This window comes from Natrononativus sp. DTA114 (assembly GCF_059736515.1).
On the sequence record NZ_JCASSN010000006.1, the window covers coordinates 123,196 to 145,073 of the forward strand.

Annotated in this window: 25 protein-coding genes; 21 read left to right on the forward strand and 4 right to left on the reverse strand. The window is 58.1% G+C overall.

The features are described from left to right. Window positions 1-177: 177 nt before the first annotated feature. Window positions 178-948 (forward strand): creatininase family protein, encoded by a 771-nt coding sequence (locus AC6I6S_RS19350; RefSeq protein ID WP_497952482.1) that lies wholly within the window; start codon window positions 178-180, stop codon window positions 946-948. Between the two features lie 201 nt (window positions 949-1,149). Beyond that, window positions 1,150-1,905, forward strand: coding sequence for an IclR family transcriptional regulator (locus AC6I6S_RS19355; protein WP_497952484.1), 756 nt, complete (start codon window positions 1,150-1,152; stop codon window positions 1,903-1,905). A gap of 171 nt (window positions 1,906-2,076) precedes the next feature. On the opposite strand, the gene AC6I6S_RS19360 is transcribed toward AC6I6S_RS19355, so the two are convergent. Further along, window positions 2,077-3,366: an amidohydrolase gene (locus AC6I6S_RS19360; RefSeq protein ID WP_497952486.1), complete on the reverse strand. Its 1,290-nt coding sequence runs from the start codon at window positions 3,364-3,366 to the stop codon at window positions 2,077-2,079. 803 nt (window positions 3,367-4,169) lie between these two features. After that, a complete protein-coding gene (locus AC6I6S_RS19365; RefSeq protein WP_497952488.1) occupies window positions 4,170-4,361 on the reverse strand; it encodes a hypothetical protein in 192 nt (63 codons plus the stop codon). A gap of 275 nt (window positions 4,362-4,636) precedes the next feature. Between AC6I6S_RS19365 and AC6I6S_RS19370 the strand changes: the two genes are divergently transcribed. Then, window positions 4,637-5,386 carry a hypothetical protein gene (locus AC6I6S_RS19370; protein WP_497952490.1) on the forward strand — a complete coding sequence of 250 codons (750 nt, stop codon included), beginning with the start codon at window positions 4,637-4,639 and terminating at the stop codon, window positions 5,384-5,386. A 947-nt stretch (window positions 5,387-6,333) separates the two neighbouring features. On the opposite strand, the gene AC6I6S_RS19375 is transcribed toward AC6I6S_RS19370, so the two are convergent. Next, window positions 6,334-6,522, reverse strand: a complete 189-nt coding sequence (locus AC6I6S_RS19375) for a hypothetical protein (protein WP_497952492.1) — start codon at window positions 6,520-6,522, stop codon at window positions 6,334-6,336. A 39-nt stretch (window positions 6,523-6,561) separates the two neighbouring features. After that, the gene (locus AC6I6S_RS19380; RefSeq protein WP_497952494.1) at window positions 6,562-6,723 is read right to left on the reverse strand and encodes a hypothetical protein; all 162 of its coding nucleotides are present in this window, start codon (window positions 6,721-6,723) and stop codon (window positions 6,562-6,564) included. Here AC6I6S_RS19380 and AC6I6S_RS19385 point away from each other — a divergent pair, their 5' ends adjacent. The 18 genes from AC6I6S_RS19385 to AC6I6S_RS19470 all read left to right on the forward strand — a co-directional run bounded on the left by AC6I6S_RS19385 (window position 6,724) and on the right by AC6I6S_RS19470 (window position 21,787). Continuing rightward, a complete protein-coding gene (locus tag AC6I6S_RS19385; RefSeq protein WP_497952496.1) occupies window positions 6,724-9,084 on the forward strand; it encodes a hypothetical protein in 2,361 nt (786 codons plus the stop codon). Beyond that, window positions 9,081-10,676: a S8 family peptidase gene (locus AC6I6S_RS19390; protein ID WP_497952498.1), complete on the forward strand. Its 1,596-nt coding sequence runs from the start codon at window positions 9,081-9,083 to the stop codon at window positions 10,674-10,676. The genes AC6I6S_RS19385 and AC6I6S_RS19390 overlap by 4 nt, the downstream gene beginning before the upstream one ends. Window positions 10,677-10,686: 10 nt before the next feature. Next, window positions 10,687-11,532: a hypothetical protein gene (locus AC6I6S_RS19395; protein WP_497952500.1), complete on the forward strand. Its 846-nt coding sequence runs from the start codon at window positions 10,687-10,689 to the stop codon at window positions 11,530-11,532. 130 nt (window positions 11,533-11,662) lie between these two features. Further along, window positions 11,663-12,751, forward strand: a complete 1,089-nt coding sequence (locus AC6I6S_RS19400; RefSeq protein WP_497952502.1) for a hypothetical protein — start codon at window positions 11,663-11,665, stop codon at window positions 12,749-12,751. Next, window positions 12,752-13,018 (forward strand): hypothetical protein, encoded by a 267-nt coding sequence (locus AC6I6S_RS19405; protein ID WP_497952504.1) that lies wholly within the window; start codon window positions 12,752-12,754, stop codon window positions 13,016-13,018. A gap of 115 nt (window positions 13,019-13,133) precedes the next feature. After that, entirely contained in the window at window positions 13,134-13,601 is a 468-nt protein-coding gene (locus tag AC6I6S_RS19410; RefSeq protein WP_497952506.1) for a hypothetical protein, read from the forward strand. A 22-nt stretch (window positions 13,602-13,623) separates the two neighbouring features. After that, window positions 13,624-13,776, forward strand: a complete 153-nt coding sequence (locus AC6I6S_RS19415) for a hypothetical protein (RefSeq protein ID WP_497952508.1) — start codon at window positions 13,624-13,626, stop codon at window positions 13,774-13,776. A 5-nt stretch (window positions 13,777-13,781) separates the two neighbouring features. Further along, a complete protein-coding gene (locus AC6I6S_RS19420; protein ID WP_497952510.1) occupies window positions 13,782-14,537 on the forward strand; it encodes a hypothetical protein in 756 nt (251 codons plus the stop codon). A 223-nt stretch (window positions 14,538-14,760) separates the two neighbouring features. Continuing rightward, window positions 14,761-15,129, forward strand: coding sequence for a hypothetical protein (locus AC6I6S_RS19425; protein WP_497952512.1), 369 nt, complete (start codon window positions 14,761-14,763; stop codon window positions 15,127-15,129). Then, complete coding sequence (locus tag AC6I6S_RS19430; protein WP_497952514.1) at window positions 15,126-15,440, forward strand: hypothetical protein; 315 nt, start codon at window positions 15,126-15,128, stop codon at window positions 15,438-15,440. Before AC6I6S_RS19425 ends, AC6I6S_RS19430 begins: the two co-directional genes overlap by 4 nt. Further along, a complete protein-coding gene (locus AC6I6S_RS19435) occupies window positions 15,434-16,375 on the forward strand; it encodes a hypothetical protein (RefSeq protein ID WP_497952516.1) in 942 nt (313 codons plus the stop codon). The genes AC6I6S_RS19430 and AC6I6S_RS19435 overlap by 7 nt, the downstream gene beginning before the upstream one ends. Continuing rightward, complete coding sequence (locus tag AC6I6S_RS19440) at window positions 16,372-16,602, forward strand: hypothetical protein (protein WP_497952518.1); 231 nt, start codon at window positions 16,372-16,374, stop codon at window positions 16,600-16,602. The genes AC6I6S_RS19435 and AC6I6S_RS19440 overlap by 4 nt, the downstream gene beginning before the upstream one ends. Before the next feature lie 12 nt (window positions 16,603-16,614). Next, window positions 16,615-16,905, forward strand: coding sequence for a hypothetical protein (locus AC6I6S_RS19445; protein ID WP_497952520.1), 291 nt, complete (start codon window positions 16,615-16,617; stop codon window positions 16,903-16,905). Between the two features lie 119 nt (window positions 16,906-17,024). After that, window positions 17,025-17,249: a hypothetical protein gene (locus AC6I6S_RS19450; RefSeq protein WP_497952522.1), complete on the forward strand. Its 225-nt coding sequence runs from the start codon at window positions 17,025-17,027 to the stop codon at window positions 17,247-17,249. Further along, window positions 17,246-17,842, forward strand: a complete 597-nt coding sequence (locus tag AC6I6S_RS19455; RefSeq protein WP_497952524.1) for a hypothetical protein — start codon at window positions 17,246-17,248, stop codon at window positions 17,840-17,842. Before AC6I6S_RS19450 ends, AC6I6S_RS19455 begins: the two co-directional genes overlap by 4 nt. After that, window positions 17,839-18,912: a hypothetical protein gene (locus AC6I6S_RS19460; RefSeq protein WP_497952526.1), complete on the forward strand. Its 1,074-nt coding sequence runs from the start codon at window positions 17,839-17,841 to the stop codon at window positions 18,910-18,912. The genes AC6I6S_RS19455 and AC6I6S_RS19460 overlap by 4 nt, the downstream gene beginning before the upstream one ends. Beyond that, window positions 18,909-20,210, forward strand: a complete 1,302-nt coding sequence (locus AC6I6S_RS19465; RefSeq protein WP_497952528.1) for a hypothetical protein — start codon at window positions 18,909-18,911, stop codon at window positions 20,208-20,210. Before AC6I6S_RS19460 ends, AC6I6S_RS19465 begins: the two co-directional genes overlap by 4 nt. Next, a complete protein-coding gene (locus AC6I6S_RS19470; protein WP_497952530.1) occupies window positions 20,210-21,787 on the forward strand; it encodes a hypothetical protein in 1,578 nt (525 codons plus the stop codon). Before AC6I6S_RS19465 ends, AC6I6S_RS19470 begins: the two co-directional genes overlap by 1 nt. The last annotated feature ends 91 nt before the right edge of the window (window positions 21,788-21,878 follow it).

Genomic DNA, 21,878 nt, shown 5'->3' on the forward strand with positions numbered 1-21,878 from the left:
ACCGGTTAAATGCTAAAACACGTTACCAAGCAGCTACTGACTATTACACTGGATGCAGCTCCCTCCAAAATAGATTTTCGTACACAGTTTTGCTTTGTAAGTGGCATAGATGCAATAAGTCATCAAATTTGATGGCCAGCAAAAATATTATATACCTGTTGCTCAAAGGGGGACCTCATGGCTGATTCGGTCGATACCGGCTGGTTAGAGGACTTATCATGGGAGGAAGCAGAAAATGTCTTCCAAACAACTGACTTCATAGTACTGCCATGTGGTAGCACAGAACAGCATTCACTTCATCTTCCATTGTCAGTAGACACAATTAGAGCAACGGAATTAACTGATGAGCTTTTGGAACGAGCTTCTGAGTTCGATTTGCGAATGCATGCGCTCCCAACACTACCATACGGATATTCTGAACACCATATGAATTACCCGGGAACGTTCACATTTTCTTTCGAGACATATATTCAGATGATTGTCGAAATCGGGCAGTGTGTGTCTCAGCATGGGGGCTCCGATCTCGTCATTGTGAATTGCCATGCAGGGAATATCGAACCGCACAAACTTGCGATGGATCGTCTCCAACGAACAACCGACTTAGCGACCTACTATGTGAATTGGACGGACTTCGCTCGAGAAAAACTCGAAGAGGAATTCGGAACTGAGTGGGGTCATGCGGGTGAATACGAAACAAGCCAGATTGAGCACTATTGTCCTGAAGCTGTGCGTTCCGAAAAGAAAGAACCTCAGACGAGGAGGTCCCGATACGAATCTCGACAGTTCAGTTACTTTGATGAGATAACTGAACAAGGTGGATTAGGCGACCCGACACAGTCTGACCCAGAATTCATCGAGCAAGTTATTGCTGAAACCACTGATGATATTCTTCGGTCCATTCGGTCGGATTTACAAAGCAATAAGTCTGCAGTTGCAACCAACGACTAGTAGCGGCCGTCAACGATGTACATACATATCCAGTCGGACTTAGCACTCATAGACTGACCTCCCTGTTATTCTGAGTAGGTTGCTAAACCAAGGCTTCGGGTTGACCCATTGGCATCACTCTAATGGGTAGATCGTGCTAACCGCATGTATTCTGATTCCGCTCACCGGAATATTGATTGCTCACAACAGAAATAGTAGCGTATGGACAAGGGAAAAAGAAACGAGATGCTACGAACATCGGAGATCACTCTGCAGGTGATAGAGGCTTTACGGGAAGCTGATGGTGCAGGGGTAACAGAGCTGGGAAATAAGCTTGATTTGGCCCCGAGCACGGTTCATCGTCACCTGGCAACGCTACGAAACAGTGGGTATGTTACCCAGGATGATGACCAATATTATCTTGGTCTCCGGTTTCTCCAGTTAGGAGAATACGTTCAAAATAGAAGGGACCTGTATCAGACTGCAAAGACATATACAGAGATGCTCGCCGAAGAAACTGGTTATCGGTCGATATTCCTTGTAGAGGAAAGCAATATTGGAATCTATATCCATACCTCAGCCGGGAAGCACGGCCTCTGGACGGGGTCGACGATTGGAAAGCGCGTTCCGCTACACGCAACAGCTGCTGGAAAAGTAGTGTTAGCATTCGACGACTCAATTTCAGTCTCCGAACTCGAGTTGACCCGGTTGACCTCTGAAACGATTACATCGAAAGCCGAGCTCCGAACTGAATTAGAACGAATACGGGAACGGAAGTACGCTTTCAATTTAGAAGAGCAAATTCAAGGAGTACGTGCTGTCGGTGCCCCGGTATTCAGCTCTAATAACGCCGTCCTTGGCGCTTTCAGTGTATCGGGCCCCGCAAATCGGATGCATGGAACAGAGTTTGAAGAGGAACTACCACAGACTGTACTTAGTATCGCTAATGAATGTGAATTGAAGATCAATTTATCATAGTGGTCCGTTAGATCTGTTCAGATTTCCGTTCTTGTTTCCATGTGGACCTAGTGTAGGGGATTACACGCATACCAGTGTAATAGTCGCAGGTGTTAGTGAGAGCTATAAAACAGATATAGAAAGACGAATACCATTCTTTTCTCCGGAATCAGATACCCGCTGAATCAGTAATCAATCACCCTGGGATGGAGCAGAGAATTCGAGAATAACATCGGTGAGCACGTCCACAGCTATTGGGAGACTCGACTCATCAACATCAAAAGTCGGTGTATGATGACCATCTGGATGGTCTGTGCCGATACCGACATAGGCTGCGACTCCCCCTTGTTGTTGGACAGTGGTCATCAAGTGAGATGCATCTTCACTACCCCCAAGCGAATCCGTCTCTACCACTTGGAGAACATCAGAATGTGAGTCTGCTGCTTTTGAGACGAGACGCCGAAGGCGATCATCGCTTTTTGCACTCGGTGCGCCACCTGCAGATTCGATATCAACATTACACCCGTGCATTTCAGCGGCCCCGCTAAGTATCGACTGCACTCGAGAATGCATATAATCTACAAGTTCTGTCGTCTCCCCACGTACCTCGATCTCGGCTCTGGCCCGATCGGCGATGACATTGACTGCTGTCCCGCCTTCCATCACACCAACGTTGATCCGTGTCGATCCACGTTCGTGGCGTGGTATGCTATACAAATTGGTCACTGCAGCAGCCAGTGCCTGGTTTGCATTCTTTCCCTCGTTTGGACGTGCACCCGAATGAGCAGATTCACCAGTATATGCAATCTCCATCTGACGGACCGCGAGGAATCCATCGATCCCTGCAACGACGGTCCCTGTCGGATGGTTCAACCCCACGTGCACTGCAAGTAGTGCATCAACATCCTCCAAATGGCCACTTTTTGCGATTGGTTCTCCGCCAGCGATTAGTTCCTCCGACGGTTGGAAGATCACTTTGAGCGTTCCCGAAAAGTCGCTCTCCATAATTGCCTCTAATACCCCCAATCCGATCGTGATATGTGCATCGTGACCGCATGCATGCATCGTCTCTTCAGTAGATGATCGAAATCCTTCTGCTGCGGGGAGATGATCCTCATCAGTTGATTCTGTTAGTGGGAGCCCGTCAATATCGACTCGTAGTGCAACAGTTGGCCCTTCACCACGCTCGAATACCGCTATCGCACCGGTATACCCTCCCTCGAGGTTCTCAAGAACAGACTCAGATGAGCCTAATTCACGTGCTCGTTCGAACCACTGGTCTAACACCTCCTCATCAGGTATATTTGTTTGATACTCTGTGTTGAGAACTTCTTTACCAACAAACCACTCACTAACACCGAGGCGTTCAACTTCGTCGATTATACGGCAGGTCGTCCAAAATTCTCTCCATCCGGGTTCAGGATGAGCATGGAATTCTCGCCGGAGTTCTGACAGCCGAGCCTGGTCACTGTGTTGGCTCATACTATCTACGTTTGGTCGACACAGTATAATTATCTTCTCACTCAGTTATAATATACTTGTACACTCAAATTTAGGACTATACACTATGGTTTGCTCACCTGATACGAAATCCACACATTGTAGTACAGTAAGATCCGAAAATGATAGGTTTTGCTTATTTAAATGCCCAATTATTGGAAATATGGTTCTGTATAGTTAGCAACTCCTCCAGTGGATGTCTATTAAGTAATAAGTCCAACCACACCACATTATAGTAGTGTATAAAAATTTCAAGACAGCTCCTGACGCTCGCCCCAACGATTTGTGGAAGCGGTGAACACGCATCTTCGGCGTATGAATCCATTTCTCGATTAGGCTTCGCTCGACATGGTCGAGTCAGCAGTCAATCTGAGTTGGGAAATGTAAGTTCGCTAGCCGTAGCCATGGACGAGTAACGTTGTCTCGGAGGGATCGTGTTCCTGGTCAATCATACAGGACCGCAGCGGTTGCAACGGCACCTCGTCATTCGAACACTGCAACATCGAGAAAGAGATTCAAACGGGATATATTGTGTCTAATGCCCAATTCCAATCTCTATTGATCTTGGCAGAAATCTTATCAATGGCGTCCCGAAAGGGCTTCGCCATTGGCGAGTCTAGAACACTGTCAGCAAGCCGGCGTTCCGTTGCCAGATCGAGGCGCGATGCTGTCAATACCCTCGAGGCGACAAAATACCCACTCTGGTTGCTTGCGAATCATTTTACCTGCTTGAGAGCGTAGCCACTGTCGACGCCCGTTCCCGGCCAAGGACTACGGGCTTCGGCTTACTCCGTTTCGTCGACAGTCGATGAGTCGCTTCCCTCGAGTGCCTCGTGAATCGCCATTCGAACGCGCTCGGGATCGTCGAGTCCGTGCGGATATCGTTCTGCGAGCGCCTGGAACGTCCGTTTTTTCAGCGTCACGTTCTTCGACTCAGTTTCGTCTAACTCATCACCGTCAACGGGCTCGCCGCCCATATGTGCCACTCTCACGGCCGGGTCAATAATCTACGGTTTATGGTGAACGTGGATTAGTAAACTCAGACACCTTCCAAAGTCTACCAGAATTGATTGATAGCTATTGATCTAGTTGTCGTCGATAACTTCATATATGATGGTAGTCATGAATATACTAACAACCCGCCCGGTGGTGGTCCGACACGCTCGTCGGATGGACTCGAACGGTCAACGTCTTATGACGACCGCCAGCTGGATCGGGACAGCAGTTACTTCTAGCGTCAACGGAGACAACCATGAGTACGAATCAACCTGTAGCACTCGGTAGTCGAGAGAATTGGTGGGGAAGAAAATCGATTGATGAACTTGACGAGACGCCGATCTCAGAACTCACCGTTCCTGAACTCCAGCGGCTCATAGAGGAGTCAACGCTCTTTAACTTAGATGTCTCGTTGATGAGCGGAGGCGAACTTCGGTCGTGGGTTCGGGACCGTCGTGAGCGCCCGGACTACCCCGGTGTCTGTGTGACCGATTTCGAACGCGCTCGGTCGAAAGCACATACTGTGCTCCGCGAGCGTGCAGACCCCATCTCAACAGTTACAAAGTACCACCCACCCAATCTCCCCGGCGGTCGGAAACGACAACTCTGTGCGTGGCTGTTCGACGGCGAACACCTCCAGCACAACCCGACTGCGGTCCATACCGACAATCGGGAGGTCCGGCTAACCGACCCTGTCTTGTACGTCTCTCGAGAGCACCATCACGAACATGGCGTCGAAGAGTACGGCCAACACCGTTATCGGCGGCGGTATGACCCTGAACACGGCTACATCGGTGGCGTTTCGTTTCGTGATCTCCCGATCGCCGACTTTCTCAACGTTGTCGAGGACGTCCTCCTAAACCTCAAGGTCAAACACTCGTTCCAACAGTCGAAGATCGACGGGTGGCTCGAGGACGCAAAGGAACTGAAACAGCGCCCACAGAACTCCGACCAGGACGCGCTCATCCAAGTGCTGTACCGGGTGTACCGGAGCATGGATAACTAATCTACACCATGACAGGATATACCGACTCGAGAGACGAATCGCTCGCCAGCAAACTACGCAAAACGATCAACACATCCATGTCGTCTATCGGGCGCATACAGCTACAGGCACTCATTTTCTCGCTTATCCTCACTGCCTCGCTGTTTACGATGGTGGCAGCTCCCGGAATCTTCGGTGGCTCACACGACGGAATCGCGGAAGCCTCTGGAGACAGTCACTTAGATTACATCTACGTTGCCAACAGTGACGAGGAACTTGAGAAACGAGATCCCGTGACGCTCGAGGTCATAGATACGTATACTACTGGGACGGGGAGCGACTTTTGGGGAGTTACAGTTTCGGAGGATTACGTATTTGGAGCTGACCGGGGCGGCACCCTTCACAAAATCGACGGTTCTGACATGACCGCGGTCGATACTAAATCGTTCAATGACCAGGGGAGTATCCGTGATACGGAGCTAGGACCTGACGGGTACATTTACGTCGCAGACGACGGTGGTGCGTTTCTCAAGGTAGATCCAAACAACCTCGAAATCGTTGACACTGTTAACCGAGATTCAGTTTCGATCCAATTTGACGACCGAGGGATCGCATACGTAGGGACTGACGTTGGTGTTGCTAAGATTGATACAGAGTCAATGGAGGAGTTAGAGCACACCAATATCGGGGGAAGGAACGTCTACCAAATCTCTTGGGATGGTGATTATGTGTATGCGTTTAACCGTGATGGGGGTGGACTCTACCAACTTACGATGGATACACTGGAGGTGGTTGACACTCACGATGTGTATTCCTCGAACCGAGGGCACGCGGTGAAATATTACGACGGATACCTGTATACAACCGCTTATGAAGATTCGAATGAGGATAACGTTCTCAAGATAGATTCGGACACGTACGAAGTTGTTGAGGGGTATAGACACAGCGACACGTCTTGGGGGGTTGGATTAGGCGATGGGATGCTTTACACCGGGAGTAATAACAATGATGTTGTCAGACACAACATAAATGATCTCTCCGCTGAAGAAACAGACAGCACCTCCTCCTCCGTATACGATATTGCTGCGAAGCATCTGGATGGAATCGACTTCGCACCCGGTGGTGAAGGTGGCGATTCCATCGTTGGCACTGTCCACGACCAGCATGGCGACCGCGTTCAAAGTAACAGTACGTCATTAGATTTCTACGGCGTTCGGGAGCCAGCGTTCGATCTCTCCGATGTTGATGATATTGAGGACGAGGCTCGAGAGTACCAGCGCCTCGCCGAAGAACTCGAGGACGAGCTCACCAACCCACTCCCACAAGAGTGGGATGCCGACTACGATCTCGACGGCCACATGGAAGCGGACGCCACCTACCCACTCGTTCACCAGTCCAATGACTGGGGATCGGGTGGCTGGTTCGGCAAAACAACGACCGTCTCGAGCGAGGTTGACGATCCTCGACTCACGACTGACCCCGACGAGACGGTGACGATCTCGCTGTGGGACCCCAACGAGGGTGGCTACGGGATCTTCGAAGGACCGGTTCGCAACTCGTTCCCCGGCCACCCGACTGAGGGCGAGGTCGTCATCGAAAAGTTCGATCCGGTCGAGCTCGAGTACACCCAGACGACCCACGAAACCGAGCCAATCGTCACGGTCGAACGCACGTTCCGAAGCGACGTCGAGCACCACGCGGTCCAGGTCGACCTCCCGAAAGGGATGTATCGCGCGTATCCGGAGGGGCATCCAGAACGCGGCTATGCGTTCAGTGTCGGTGACCCGGATGATCTCACGCAGATGTACGCGGGCCAGATCCGCGAGGAGATCATGGATATGGAGCAACTGTCGGAGGATCTCTTCGCGAACGCCGAGCGGATCGAAGACCTCGTAGAGAACGAGGCGATCTGGCGTGAATCGGTTGAGGTCGACGAAAACGGCGAGTTCGAAGTCGACGTCCCAAGTGACGTGATCACGGTCAACGCGGTTGCGTACGACCTGCCCGCAGGAATCGCGATCGACGACTACGAGAATCCGGAGGATATCACGTTCGAGAACATCCGCACGGAGATCGAGGCGTTCCAACTCGACGATACCACGGTGGTCTTCGGTCAAGCGAACATCAACACCCACCGCCTCGACGAAGACGAGACCGTCGAAATCCAGGTCCAGCGGATGGACACAGGCGAGTGGATCATGGACCTCGAGCAGTTCGAAGAGCGATTCGAAGAGCTGTTCGAGGAGTTCATGAACGGCTCTGTCTCGGAGTTCGAGGCCCAATGGGACGAACTCATCGAGGAGATCGACGATGACCGGCTGACCGAGATCCACGAGAACTACCGGAACATCAGCGAAGACAACAGCGAACTCCAGGAGAAGATCGAGGAACTGCTCGATCGCGAACTCTCCGATGATGACCAGCAGTCACGCGAGGAGATGCAGGAAGAACTCGAGGCGATCCGAGAGGCACTCGAGGAGATGGACGACACTGTCGATATCGGCGACGGCGAAGTCGAGGTTGACGAAGACACCTTCGACGTCGCATGGGCGATCCCAAGCTGGGTCGACGAAAACGACGTTGCAGTCTTGATCCACACGTCCGATGGGGAGACCCACGCAATAGATGAGGAGTACATCTCGATCGAAGACGGCGGCTTCTTCGGTTCCAATACGGTCCGCGTTTCGAACCACCCGGTCGACGATATCGACTTCTCGATCGCAGACGTCGAGCTCCAGGTCGCCGGTTCCGAAGGCGTCGGTTCCGGTTCGACGACAGTCCAGAATCCGGCCTTCTCCGGAACACTCCCCGAGATCGACGCAGTTCAGTTCTCGACGAAATCCCCCGGTCCAAGCGAGCGGGTGACCGTCGACCTCGAGCCCGCAGATCCGATCGAGTTCGACGGCGTCTCGAACGCAGAAGTGTTCAACGCCGATGGCGAGGAACTCGAGGCAACGCTCGAGGACGACCGCGTGCGCTTCGACACCGACGGTGAGGGGCTGCACACTGTCCGGATGACGGTCGAATCCAGTAGCGGTGACTCGTTCCTCGTGACTGAGCGCGTACGCGCGGGAGAGTCTGCACGAAGCGACCGGGCGACAGTCCGCGCCGGGACGTCCCCACTTGGAACCCACGCTGTGATCGGTGGTGGCCTCGAGAACGCCCGAATCACCGAAGACGACGGCACACTCACCATCGACGCGATCATCGGCAGTGGCGAGAACCCACCGGGCGAGCTCCACCTGATGCCCGAAGCCGCACTCGAGGACGACTCACAGGAGATCGACGTAAACGTCCTCGAAGGAAGTTCCGAAGAGCAAATCCGAAGCCACGTCTCGGTGTTCCTCCACCTGGACGAGTACTCAGACGACGCGCTCGCGTGGGTGAACGGCAATGCGATCACTGACAGTAGCGATCGACACGGCCAGATCGATGAGAGGGAGGATGGCAAAGTGATCTTAGTGACCCACACCGACGAGCGGGGCAACGCAGACCTACGGATCGAGCAGAACCCCGACTGGTGGGACCGACAGGAACACCGGATCAATCGCTGGATGCCCAGTATCCCGTTCGTCCCCCTACTGGTCGACGCACTCACACTGCTGGTCACGACGCTCGAGGCCGCAGCAGTCGACGCTGCAGCGACGATTCCGGTCGAACCTGCAACACCGACCGCGACACCAACCACGACGACCCCGGTTGCGGGGGTGATGGCATGAAACAGACACGACGACAGTTCCTCACCTCGAGCGCCGAGAAGACGGCCCCAGCAGCGACCATCCTCTCACTCGGCACGATGGACCGTTCGCCGGTCTTCCGACGCTGGAGCGCACCATCCGACGCGGTCGCACACTCCGGCGACCGGTACAGTTGGCCGATCACGCTCGAGGACGACGTCGAGTTCGACGTACTCGAGGACCATCTCGAGCGCAACACCGACGGCTTCGTCGTCGACGGCACGTGGCACGAGGCAACGAAGACGGCGACGATCGTCGCCGAACCGAGCGAGATCGGTGCTGGGACGCTCGATCAACATCTCGGCAACGGCCTGCAGGGGCTGAGTTGGGTGAAACACATCGAACTGAATCGCGAGCGTATGCTCGCCCGCCCGCTCGAGTACAGCGGGTTCGATGGGCCAAGTTCGTGGGAGTCGTTCTCCCGAACGCAGGATGCCTATCTGTGGGCGCGCGGATCGGATGCACCCACTCCGGACGGCGTGGCCTTCCAGCGCGATATGGAAGAGACGTCGATCTACGCCTCGAGAGACGCAACGGGTGCGACGACGGCGGCGTTTGACGAGTATGGCGAAGAACAGCCCTACACGGGCGACCTGCTGATTGCAATCGTCGATACGGGTGTCACGGACGGCATTCCGTTCGAGGACGGTGACGGCAACTCACGCGTACGCGCGGACTCGAAAGAATTCGTCACCGACGACCGGGAGACGGGCGTCGAGGCCGTCGCAGACGGCGACGATCACGGCACATGGATCGCCTCTGCAATCACGGCGAACCTGGACGAACAGCACTATCGGGGCTACCTGCCCGGTGCAGAGATCCTCGCGCTGAAAGCCCTCGACGATCAGGGCCGCGGCTCGACCACGTCGATCGTCGACGCGATCGTCTACGCCGCCGACCAGGGTGCACACCTGATCTGTCTCTCGCTGGGTTCGCACGTCTACTCGGAGACGATCAACCAGGCGCTTTCCTACGCCGTCGACATGGGTTCGATCCCGATCGCGGCGGCGGGCAATGACCGTCAACTCTCCCGGTGGGTCGCAACGCCGGCCTCGAGTCGACACACCCTCGCCGTAGGTGCAACGACAGTCGTAGACCCAACAGACGCCCTGAGCGCCTACTACAGCAACGTCGGCCCACACGACGGCCTGATCGACAGTTCCGGTGGAACAACCGCCGAGGCGATGCCCGACTTTGGAGCGCCGGGGTGCAAGTCTATCGCCAGAGTCCCCCAACGCCGGGGGAGCGACGACTACCTGAGTCTCACGGGGACGTCGATGGCCGGCCCGAAGGTCGTCGGTGTTGCCGGCCTCTTGCTCGCCGCCGAGGGCGGATTCGACCTTCGGGAGATCAACGACCGACTGGCACGGACGGCCTCACCAATCCCGAAGGCGGCGGTCGAAGAGGTCGGTGCAGGGATGCCCCACGCCGCCCGCGCCGTGGTCGATCATGAGCTTGAGGACGATCAAGAAGCGGCGATGACCGAAGAGGCGGCGACCCGTGGACTCGGCTACGATCACCTGAGCGCGTATCCGCTGACGAACATCAGCGCCCAAGCCTCGAGTCTGTTCTAAGGAGATCACCATGTCCGAAGCACAATCCAGCCCCTCGAGCGACGGCTGCACTCGCCGGGAGGTTCTCACCCGTCTACCGGCGCTCGCGACCGCCGGCATCGGGGCAACCGCAACGACCGCTCGAGTCGCTGCAGACGGCTACGAGTGGGAGGACGGCGGCGATACGATCTACCGATCCGATGACCTGGACGAACTCCGGCTGTACAAACCGTTTCTCAACATCTCGGCGAAATCGAGACGCGAGTTCATCGGCTGCTATGGCTACACCGCTCGCTCGCCGGATCACGACACTGACGCCCACGTAATCTGGGCGCGCTACACCCACCAGGACGCCGGACTCGAGGAACTCGGTATCGTCGACTACGCGGCTGGTATCCTTGCGAGTGACTCCCACCTATGGGATCACGAACCGTCGTACGTGTTCGTCGATCCGCAAACGGGCGCAGTCGAGACGGTCATCGCGACGGGCTACCACCACTTCCCGATCGAGATCAGCGCCGAGAACGCTGTGCTCACACACTCGGAGGGCGCGTTCGAGACGCACGTCAACCTGGACGTGATCGACCCGTGGCACCACTACACCTTCTCGAGAGACGAGCGCGGTGCCGATCCGGAGGGCTTCGGCCGCTTCGAGTCGCTACTCGAGGTCCGCGATAGCTGGGAGCGCCAGAACACCTTCGAGAACTCAAACCCGCTCGCGATCGACAACCCGTGGTCGCTGCTCAACGGCCGGGCAGATTCCTGGTGGGCCGAAGACTCGAAAGACGCGCGTGCCGCCCGCTGGTGGTACAAACTCGGCCTACGCGGTGCAGACGACACCTCGAGACGGCTCCAAATCTCGGATTCGTGGTTCTAACTCTTGAATCAGTGATCCATCAATGACACCCACAGCAATCAGATACGAGGTAGGAGGGCTTCCTCCTCCCGAATACGCCCGTTCCGACCGCACAGATAGGCAACCACTCAGTAGACAGCAGGCAGCTTCAATGAAATTCACACACATCGGTAAGTTCGCAGTTATCATGATGGTCCTCGCGATCGCCCTCGCGGGCGCGACCGGGACCGTCGCAGCAGAACAGTCACCCGCAGTAACCACGGAGAGTACCATCGATGAAGGAACCATCATCGAGGGCTACAACGCGGATAGCGAGCAACTCGAGACACTCGAGTTCACAACGGACTCGACGATCGACACCGAGGAGGTAGCGTTCAGCGTGAAAGCGCAGAACGCGACGCACTTCTCGATGGACGACTCGCACATCGATTACTCTTCGACTGACGACGACGTCGACGTCACGCACACCTTCGAGTTCGATCACTCTGACCTCGAGACGGTGCCGATCGACGCCAACGGCGCAACTGACGTCACGTTCGTCCTCGAGCACACCTACACCAACGCCGACGATGACGTCGTCACCGACGAGACCGAACTCACCGTCACGCTCGAGGCGACCAACGAGCGCACCGTCATCTACCTCAACGACGAGGCCGTCGAAGACGATGACCTTGGCGTCGAGGTCGACGTCGACGAGTACGAGGGCGGATGGGCACCGTGGAGCGACGAGGACGACGAGCCCGACACCTACCACATCGAAGACGAGTTCGTGATCGACGGCAACGCAACGACCGTCTACCTGTTCCTCGACGGCGATATCGAGGACGCATTCGATCGCGGTGACGCCGACTTCGGTGAGTTCCTCTCGGACGTGACGTTCTACGACACCGACGAAGAGGAAGTCTACCGCGCGTACGCTGACGAGCCCGGCGACGAGGCCGACAGCGAAGACACCTACATGCTCGTCCACTCCGGCGAACTCGAGATCAACGTCGGCGACGACTACGAGGGCGAGACCGGACTCGAGGCCCACGTGGGTAACCACGCACCCGGCGACCTCGACGACGTCGGCTTCGGTGACCTGCGCTCGAGTTACTTCGACGCCCACGGCTTCGGCATGCTCGATATCGGCGACGGCGTCTGGAGCGTCTTCTCCGAAATCTTCAGCGCCAACGGCGGCATCCTGCCGTTCTCGCTGGCCGGCGGACTGCTCCTCACCCACCGCGGACACGGAGCGTAGATGAGCAACCGACAACGCGCCCTTGGGCGTATTTGGACGTTCATCTGGTTGTCGACGATCGGTTACCTGATCGCCATGATCATCTCGGTCGTCGCGATGATCTGGGGCGTCGTCGACCTGATCTGGCAGTTGATCAGCGGACGCGACGACCTGTCGGAAGACAAAGCACCAGCCCAGTGGATCTCCCGGACAGTCTCGTGGACGGCATCGCAGACGGTGTATGTATTCACCGGAGCAGGGGATGGAGAGTGGCGGCCGCTCCCCTGATCTGAGCTTTCTTCCGACGACCTTTCCCGTCGAGGTGGCACGCCGGTTCGACTCCGGCGGCGGGGACTCGCGGTGCGGTTTTTCACGGTTGCTCCAGCGCGACCAGGTGACAACGATGGCTACGAACCAGCAACGACCACCACAGGCACAGACACAGACAGACGAACAGTCACAGACGACCGACCAGTGCCCGCGATCGGGTCGGCTGCGACGCGCCCTCGAGCGCGAGGGCGTCCAGGCGCACACACGAGAGTACGACCACTCGGACATGATCTCGAGAGACGCAACGCCCGTTACGCCGACACAGCCGGGTGAGAGCCCCGAACTTCTCGAGACCGCACGGGACGTCCTGCGATCCCCCTCGAGAATCCGAGTGCGACCGCCGGGCGAGTGGGAACCAATCCGACAGGCGGCCCTCGAGAAGACCTGGAGCGGCTACGGCCACACTGTCGAGGTGTCGAAACCCGTTCTGGGCACGTGGTCGGTCGCGATCGACGGCGAGACGATCCTCGAGAACGCCTCACGGCTGGTGGCGTTTCGACGCGCCGCCGAAGAGATGCGTGAGCTCGCGATGAGCGTCTAATCCTCGATTCAGTTTCCAAACAATGCCACGCAAGAACAGCGGCGGCTGGTACGGTGACTCGAAAGGCCACTCCGATGCCGCCCATCAACGCTACGAGAACAGACTGCAGACCGCACTCCGGCGGACACGCTGGCGACTCGCCGCGTTCGTCCGCTGGATCGTTCCGGGGCTCTGATCGCCATGCATGATACACAGCGCCGGCTCACCATCCTCACGGTGGCACTCCTCGCGATCGGCACATGTCTCGCGATCGCGCCGATGAGCGCCGTCGCCGACGCCGATAACGAGACGGATTTTGTAACCGATCTCACCTCGAGGGACGAGAACGAAGAGACAGACGGTAACTTACTCGAGGCGGCCAGTGATCGCGCCTCAGCGTTCTATAGCGCGGCTACTGGCGCTGCTGGCGGTCTCTTCGACCGTCTCCAGTACGAGAGTTCCCAGATCAACCCGTGGGCCGAACCCGGGGATCTCGAGGCCCAAGCGGACGCCTCAGTTGAGGTGCTCAACGAGAACGATGACGTCCTCGTCGACTATCTCAACAACCAGACGAACCCGTCGGCCTACGACACCGATCAGTACGAAGTTCATCAGTCCACGCTCGTCGACGACAACGGCGACGAGAACGTCGAAGAGCGGTTCTACCTCACCCTCGAGTACGACGAAACCAACGAGGAGTGGGGAGACGTCACCGCCACTCGGTCGACCGATCGCAACGTCGACCAGGAACACCGTCACTCTGGCTTCCTCGCCGAAGAGACAGCGTACGAACTCGAGTACTTCGTCGAGAACGTCGCCATGCAGAACGACCACCCCGACGACGAGTACACCGCTCGAGTTGCCACGCGGTACGGTGGCCTGTTCGGGAGTTACTTCGAATCGACGATGCTCGATGACGGCTTCGACGGCACCGACGACACGGAGGACGTCGAATGACCCGAACGCTCACCACAAGACTCGTCGTCCCGGTTGCACGGCAGTTTGCTCGGATGGACCGAGCAATCAAGCGTACGGGCGCACGGATCGGCGTCACGAAAGAGACAGTCCCGGACGCGGTTCTCTGGCCGTTCCGGAGAGCCGCCTACGGGCTGGTACTGGCCGGTGCGAAACTCGAAGCGGCCTCGAGACGCGTCTGGAAAACGATTACACGAGGTGGCCAATGACCGTCAAAGCCGCCGTCACGTGGCCATTTCGCGTCACCAGGCAGTGGTTCAGTAACATCTGGGCAGTCCTCCGGGAAGCGTCGATCTCCGACGCAGTCCCACCGTGGTTGTGGGATCGGTTCTGGAATACCCTTGACTGGGTGACCGACCAGTTCCCCAACGCGGCGGGCTACAAGTCGACACCCTACGAGCAGATGGTTTCGAGCGTCGCGATCGCGGCGATGATGATCGTCGTCAGTATCGGCATCCTCACGCCACTGTCGGTGATCATGATCATCCCGTTCCTGATCGGTGCGTTCCGGCTACACCCGGTATTCGACCGGTTGTGGCCGCTTACGGATTCGAAAGGTGAGACACCAGTATGAGCCTAAACGACTACCTTCCGTTCGATACTCGAGAAGCCTTGCGGTCGGGCGGCCTGTTCACCGCTCGCGGGCTCTCGATCACGTTGTTCGTCGTTCTGATCGGCCTGCTGCTGGCCTTCTCTGCGGCGACGAGTTCCGTGATCCTCGCCGCGATCGGCACGGTACTGCTCTACCACATGTTTCGTGCCGCACTCCCGGTCGAAGCGTTCGATCGGTTCATCCACTCGTTGATGACCGGAAAGGCCGGCGAGCGCGCCTATCACTGGGTTGCCGGCGGCCTCGGTCGGATCTGGAGGTGGCGACCATGGTAACGCGCTCGAGCACACTCGCGGTCACGCTCGCCTTGGTGCTCGTCTGCTCGTTGTTCGTCCCGGCGCTTGCAGCCGCTGATTCGGACGATGGCGACGCCGAGTGCGATCCGGAACTCACCGTCACGTTCGACGAGTTCCGGACTGACGACGCAACCGTCGAGGACGCTAACCAGACGGGATCAGCGCAGGTGACCAAGCAGAACACCCGCGTGACGACCCAGGACGGTGACGCGTTCACTCGTCTTACGCTCGAGAATCCGAACTCCTACTGCGTCGAGTTCGAGATTCAACTCTCTGAAATCGTCGTGACGCCGTCGACGCTCGGCAACGTCGGGGCGACCGACTCGGATCTCACCGCGTCGTGGGAAGCGACCCACGATTTCACTGATGACGAGACGTACACCCGTGTGACCGTCGCGATGCCCGCCGAAAGCGAGGCGCTGTTCGCACCGTCGCACCTGCGGATCGAATCACTCTCGTGGACTGCAGCCGGTGCAGAACACTACGATGGGCTGACCGACCGACTTGGTGGCTACCTCGGCCTCGGAAGCGACCTCGAGACCCGCGAGTACGAACTCGAGGGCAACGAATCGGAGACGATCACGGTCGATCTCGCAAACCCCGAGACGGGCGAACCACTCGAAGACTGGCACGCGACCTACGAGATCGACGGCCACGAAGCCCCGATCGGCGACAGTTCCGATGCACCCGTGTTCTATCGGGCGCTCGAGGACGAAGACGGCGAGGTGAGCGCGATACAGGTCACCTACAACGAGGACGCGACGGTTCACCTCACGGCAGACCCGCGATTGCGGGATAAGCTCGACTACGAACTGACGTCCTACACCGCGGATCTCCGAAGCTGGACTGATTTCAGCTTGCCGTTCACGGCCGTGTCAACGCCAGACACGTCAGTACTTGAGGTGAGTCCATGAGCCACGCAGACACCGTGATCTGGGGGATTGCGATCCTCGCGGTCCTGATCTCGTTCGCGAACCCCGGTGGACTGATCATCGGCTTGCTGATCGCGTTCGTGATCCTCGGCAGTCGCTACGGCCTGCCGTTCCTGCGCGATCTCGCCCTCGAGCGACAGAGTGGCGTCGGATCGGCGAAAGTCCAGCGCCGCGCTCGCGACCAACTGCGGAAAGACCGGGGAGAGTAACCAGAACAGACTATGACACCACTGAACACCCTACTGACGGCCCTGTTCGCGATCGGCGTGGGAATCGCCCTCGGTCACCTGCTCTTCCAGAGTAAAGGCGAGTCCTCTGTCGAGATCTATTCGGGAATCGGCACGGTGACGATGACCTTCTGGGTGATCGTCGGCGTGTTCCTGATCATCGGCGGGCTGCACGTTGCCGGCGTCATCATGATCGTCGGCGGCTACTTCCTCGCTCGAGGCAACTACGCCCGCTACAAGAGCGAGCGAGGAGCCCGTACCCAGATCGCCAACGGGCGGTCGTGATTTTCGTTTGGCATCGACTTTGAAACACACTTGAAAGACTGATAACGGCCTGTTATCATGCGAAAACCGAAGGTACAACCCAGACAGTCGCAACGCTCACAGACCACCAGGAGGCGTGGATGATGTTGCAGTGCGCCGGCACTGCCTCGGACGTCAATCAGGCACTCCAGTTCTACGTCGCGGTCAAGGTCGCGACGGATTCGAAGTTCCCCTTCGCAGCGGGCGATCCGTTCGTCGCTCGCGTCGTCGAGGACGCGGTCGTCCTCACCGACCCACGGGACACCAGGCAGACACTCGATCTCCCACCGATCGACGCGCAGATCAAACACGAGGCGATTCGATGAGCAAGAGTCACCAACAGCACGCGAACGAACAGAACGAACAGCAGATCGAATATCTCAGGGGCCACCTGCAGGATCAACTTCCCTACATCGAGGACACGGACCTTCGACGTGAAGTCCGCGAGTGGATTCGCAGTTCCTACCAGATCCCCGCGGGGGACGTCGAAGAGTACCTCGAGACCAAGCGCACCGAGCTCACCAGCGGCGAGAGCGACGACGTGGGTGGCTTCAAGATGTACGACCACGACGGCGTCGACAAGCCGACTGACGCGTTTCCCGATGCCTGTGAACCCTGCCCGCACTACGGCGGTGGGTGCCCGATCGTCACCCAGTCCGTTCCACAGGACGAACTCAACCGGATCGCAGATGAGGCCGAAACCGCCTCGCAGTTCAAGCGTCGCGTACGCAAACTCGCAGGCGTCTACGACTGCCACCGGATTCCCGAGTGGATCGCCGAGTGGGAGAATCGATACGAGACCACGCTTGACGAGGGCTGGGAGCTACACGAACAGATCGACGTCGAACTCACTGAAATGGCCCAGCCGGGCGCACAGCCACACATGGACGTCGGCGACGAGGAGGTCGAGTACCCGTGAACATCGGAACCATCCTTTTGGCCGTGATCACGGTCGTCCTGATCCTCGTCGGCGTCTGGTACATCGTCGGCCAGTCGCGCGAAGAGATCGATTCGGCGACGGAGTACGTCGACGACGGCAACGGCGACGAACACGACCGCGGCTCGACACCAAGTCACTCCAAAGGCGGCACGTCGATCCCCGTCTCAGCGAGGGCAAAGGCGCTCTCGAGGACGGGCAAGATCATGTTCGCCTCGATGGGTCTGCTGATCCTCGTGATCGCCGTCTTCATCTTCCAGACCATCCGGACGGGCTCACCCGCGGAGGTCATGTTCGCCGACCAGATCCTCACAGGTACGAAGGTCCTGATCGGCTTCGTCGGCGGCATCATGGCCGCGAACATTGCCAGTCGGCACGAGGGCGAACTCATCAACATCTACGAGACCGAAACCGGTGACACTCGCAAAGAGAAGATCCCGATCGATACGCGGGATATCCGAGCCGATTCGAAGGGTCATCCGGTCGTCAAAGAGTACAGCAAACGCCGTGTCCTCGGCCTCTTCCGACGATACAGGCACGTCGCCGAAGACCCGGAACTCGAGGGCACCCACCGCGCACCGGGCAAGCCAATCGAACACCAGATCGCCGACCACGCTACACAGGTCGACGCGACGACGTGGGTCCAGCGCACGGAGGGCGATAACGTCACTACAGACGTCCACACGCGCCCGGACTACGTCTACAGCGCCCCAGTGGAATTCTCCTACGACATGTACATCGAAATGCGAGAGAGCAAGCGACGCGCCCAGAAGCGTCTCTCTGGAATGGAGGCGACGCTGGCCGTCGTCGAGAACGAACTCGAGAAACTCACCCGGATGCTCAAAAGCGGCCGGTACAAGGAACACGAGTACATCTTCGACAAACTCGAGCGCATGTCCGATATCATCGGCCCAGCGCCGGTCGACGGCGAAACGCCGAACGGACAACGCCAGACCTACGTCGGGATCACCGACTCGAAGGGCGACTCGAGCGCGTCGAACGGCACAGAGAAACCAGCGGAGGCCGCGACTGACGGAGGTGAGAACCGATGAAGCGTACACTCACACTCGCCCTGATCGCAATCCTGCTGGTCGGCTCGATCGTCCCGATGGGCGCTGTTGCCTACGACGGTCCACAACCCGAGACGGCCTCGACGCTGTCGATCCAAGACGCCGAGAACGCGTCGAACGACAGCGCCTCGAACACGACCGAGGCCGAAGAGAACCCGGACTTCGTCGATGACAACGCCACGGAGCTAGCCGACGACGGCTCTCCAGGTGTGGCTGACCGGTTGCGGATCACACCGATCGATTTCGGTGAGGATCACCTGTCGATCGAGACGACCTCGAGCGACGAGACGTTCAACACGAGCGGCCCGTTCGCTGTGTTCTCACTCTCTGAACCCGCAGAGAACGTCCGCATCTCCCAGTCCTCGGCCGACGCGTCGCTGATCGAAGGCGACCAGGCCGTCCACGTCGACTACGACGACGACGCTGCGGGCGAGAGCTCGAGCTACTTCGAACTCGAGGTCTACTTCGCCGATGGATCGATGAAAACGGTCGACCTCTACGCGACCGAGACGTCGGTGTCCGTCGCCGCAGCGGGGATGACCGAGTACGAAGGGCTGATCAAGGACATGAAGGATGACGCGGCGGATCGCGGCTACGAGACAACCGCAGCCGGACTCGAGGACTACTACGATTGGCAGGTCGACCGCGTCGAACTCGTGGAATCGTTCCTCGTCGAACGCGCCGTCCAGTTGTTCATGCTGGCGATCATGGCTGCGGAGAACCCACTGGTGTGGATTCTCGGCCTCGCGCTGATTGCGATCGTCGCCGCGAAACGCGAACAGGCTCACGGCTGGATTCTCGACCGGATCGAGAACGATGCCGGCGAGACTGCACGCAAACACGAGCAACTCAAAGCCGCCTACGAGAATCACAAACAGACCGCCAACGAAGAGCACATCGCCGAACTCAACGAGATCAACGACCAGCAAGCCGTCTACTGGCAGGATGCCTTCGATGTCTACTCGGTCCACCAGATGGCCGAACTCGCCCGCCGCGGGCCGTCGAAATTCGAGGCCGGTGACGTTCTGAAAGCTGACGGTGGCAAACCGTACGCAGAGACAGCGATCGGGCAACTCGAGCCCGAAACGATCCGCGATTCATGGCTGGCCGAAGTGTTCTCGACGAATCGACTCTCGAGTCCCGACGAGGCGCTCTCGTGTGTTCGAGCGTGTCTCGTTCGGATGGAAGCCGTCTACGGCATGGGTCACATCTACGGTGACGCCCGCGCCGACGTCGAGGACCTCATGAAAGAGATCATGGAAACGGAGCGTGGGTTCTGATGGAAGACGAAACACCAATAGAGGAGAGTAATGAAGCGGAGACAGCGACCAACGCAGAACCCGGCCGGATAGCCGCGTTCGTGGCTGTGATCCGCTCACTGGCCGCTGGTGGCGCGTCTCGAGGGCGCAGTGGACTGTCTGGTCTTATCATCCGGCTACTGAACCTGCCTCGAGCAACAGTCGACCGACTCAAACTCTGGATTCTCGGCCCCTCCGACCAGATCGGTACGCGCATCGGATCGGCGATCATGATCCTTGGCATCCTCGCCGTAACCGGCGGCGTGATCACGGCGCTCACGTGGGGCCTCGAGACCTCGAGCGATTCCTCGTGGTTCATGTCCCGCTTCGTTGGGACCGTCAGTTCGCTGTGGACCTACGCCTTGCTCACGTTACTCCTGGTGGGAGCACTTCGGTACGCCCGCAATCGCCGCTCGGCGAAACGTGCAGCGGCCTCGAGCGGCTTCAGCGTTCGTACCTGTCTCCGACTGGCTGCAGAAGCCAAGACCGCTGACGGCTGCACAACCGTCGTCGCGAGCCCGTCCGATACGGTCAACGCGACCGCCACCCGGATTCTAGAGGCGTTCGACCTCCCGACGACGTACATCAAAGGCGCAGAAGACGCCCATACGATCGACGGCGACGTCGTCGATACCGCAGATGTAAGCGCCGATGCCGCCGACGTAGATGATCTCGTGGTCGACGAGCGCGCGAACATGGACGTGGGTGACCGTGCCCGTCTCACGCGCCTCGAGATCGCCTCGACGCTCGATTTCACCGACCTCTTCTGGAACTTCGCGATGCCGGCGCTCACGGTGTTCGCGGTACTCGTACTCATCGTCCAGATTTGGGTCGCCTTGTGGGTGTATGCCATCTTCGGGGTACTCTCGGTGATCGTGGGATCGGCCTGGTATCTGGGTGTCCACTGGCGGCGACGCCGCTACGCCCGCACGCTTCGCGAACCCGACCACCGACCGGCCTACCACGATATCGCCGTCCTCGTGAAAAAGGTCGAGACGGACGACGTCACGGTCTACTACGGCTGGTGCGACGGGAAGGTCTACGCCGACTACAACGCGATTCGGCTGGCCTGGACGCTCTCCGAAGTGGCCCACGCCAACATCGAAGGCGAGCCCGTCCCACCGACGGTCCAGCAAAAGTTTGCCCGGAATCTCGCGCAGTTCGTCCCGAATCTCGAGGGCTATCTCGACACAGTCGAACAGCCAGAGATCATCGATATGCTGGTCCGCGAAGTCGCCGAGGCGGAGGGCAAGATGCTCCCGAAAAACAAGCTCTGTGACCGCGTGATCAAACAGGATCGCAGTCGCGTCGGTGGCATCGGTTACGACCCACGGCTGATCTCGAAATGCTACGAGGAACACGTCGTCCCGTACGCGCTCGTCGAGGAGACGGTCCCGATCGAGACGCCGACCGGCGGCGAGACGGAGATGACGATCGTCCGGCTGCGAACCCACGCGGTCGGCCCGGACGTCGCGAAGACCCAAGCGCGGTTTTCGGTCGATTACAAGCCGGACTACGAACCTGAGTTCGAGCTTCCCGACGTTTCGATGACGGTCTGAGAGGAGAGTTTCCGCTGGTGACGATGTTCAAGCACTACCTCGAGTGCTTGCACCGACTCACCATTCCGGAGATGGGTCGTTACTGCCGTCG